The organism is Streptomyces sp. NPDC051172 (assembly GCF_040682555.1).
Taxonomy (GTDB): domain Bacteria; phylum Actinomycetota; class Actinomycetes; order Streptomycetales; family Streptomycetaceae; genus Streptomyces.
On sequence record NZ_JBFBBE010000502.1, the window covers coordinates 1 to 1,021 of the forward strand.

Here is a 1,021-nt window from a genome sequence, read left to right on the forward strand (position 1 = left end):
ACCTGCTGCGGGTGGCGCCGTCGTCTCCGCACCCCGAGACGGTGACGCCGGGGGTGCACCAGCGAGCGTCACGTCCGCGCGTCGCGCGGCCGACCAGTAGACGCGAGTCGCGAGCACGACCGCGGCGCGCAGCTCGTCACGGGACCGGTACGACACCCACGGGTACGGCTGCGGCATGGGCTTGCGGTCCACGACCTGCAGCAGGATCTGGTGGTGCTTGCGGGGCTCAGCCACGGCCACCACCGCCCAGCAGGGCCGTCATGGCCATGTCCACCAGGCCCGGGAGCGCGAGCACCGCGAGCACCGCGGCCACAGCCAGGCCCGTGCGCACGACGTCACGCACCGCGCAGCCCAGCGACCCGTCCGCCGGCGCCCACCACGTGGCCGGCCGCGAAGGCGCGCGCATCCCCAGCCCCTCAGGGAGCGACGCCGCGCTCACGCGGACTCACCGCCATCGGGGCCCTCGCAGTCCGGGCCGTCCTGGTCGACGTCGTCGTCGACGCGGCGGCACGCGTCCTCGTCCGCGAGCGTCGTGCCCGCGAAGGAGACGCCCATGTCGTCGGCCGGGATCGACCACACTCCACGCGACAGGTCCTCGGGCTTCACGCGGCCTGTGAACGCCGCGTTCTCCGGGAAGCGGATCACCGGAGGTGCCACGGACAGCGCGACGGACTTCAGCAGCTCGACTGCCTCTTCCAGCAGGGCCTCGGTCTTCGTAGGCTGAGCCTCACCCGCGCCATCCGGCCGGGCCGCGCCGGCGCACCGGCAACCATTGCAGGAGGACGCATGAATCCCAGGACTACCCTGACTGTGAACGGCACCGAGATTGTTCCCCGCACCGATGCTGGTAGCGAAGGATCGGAGTTCTACGCCGCACTGGCCTTCTACCTCATCGAACGCTCCGGCAAGGGCCTGCCCACCGCGCTGCGCTTCCATGTGGCCGACGTCTTCTCGTTCGCTCTTGTCCCCGCGCATGCCGCCATCAGCTGCATGTCGACGGGTGCCCCGCCGTCCAAGGAAG

At 71.6% G+C, this 1,021-nt stretch carries 4 protein-coding genes; 1 reads left to right on the plus strand and 3 read right to left on the minus strand.

The genetic code is table 11. The features are described 5' to 3' along the window. From AB0N07_RS52240 to AB0N07_RS52250, 3 genes are all read right to left on the minus strand, one after another. A partial coding sequence (locus AB0N07_RS52240) for a hypothetical protein (RefSeq protein ID WP_365848191.1) occupies positions 1 to 234 on the minus strand: 234 nt, incomplete at its 3' end. Then, the gene (locus AB0N07_RS52245; RefSeq protein WP_350749572.1) at positions 227 to 406 is read right to left on the minus strand and encodes a hypothetical protein; all 180 of its coding nucleotides are present in this window, start codon (positions 404 to 406) and stop codon (positions 227 to 229) included. The genes AB0N07_RS52240 and AB0N07_RS52245, both read right to left, overlap by 8 nt. A 29-nt stretch (positions 407 to 435) precedes the next feature. Beyond that, positions 436 to 657 (minus strand): hypothetical protein, encoded by a 222-nt coding sequence (locus AB0N07_RS52250; RefSeq protein WP_350826911.1) that lies wholly within the window; start codon positions 655 to 657, stop codon positions 436 to 438. Positions 658 to 786: 129 nt separating this feature from the next. Here AB0N07_RS52250 and AB0N07_RS52255 point away from each other — a divergent pair. Next, on the plus strand, positions 787 to 1,021 hold a 235-nt coding region (locus tag AB0N07_RS52255; protein WP_365848193.1), incomplete at its 3' end, for a hypothetical protein.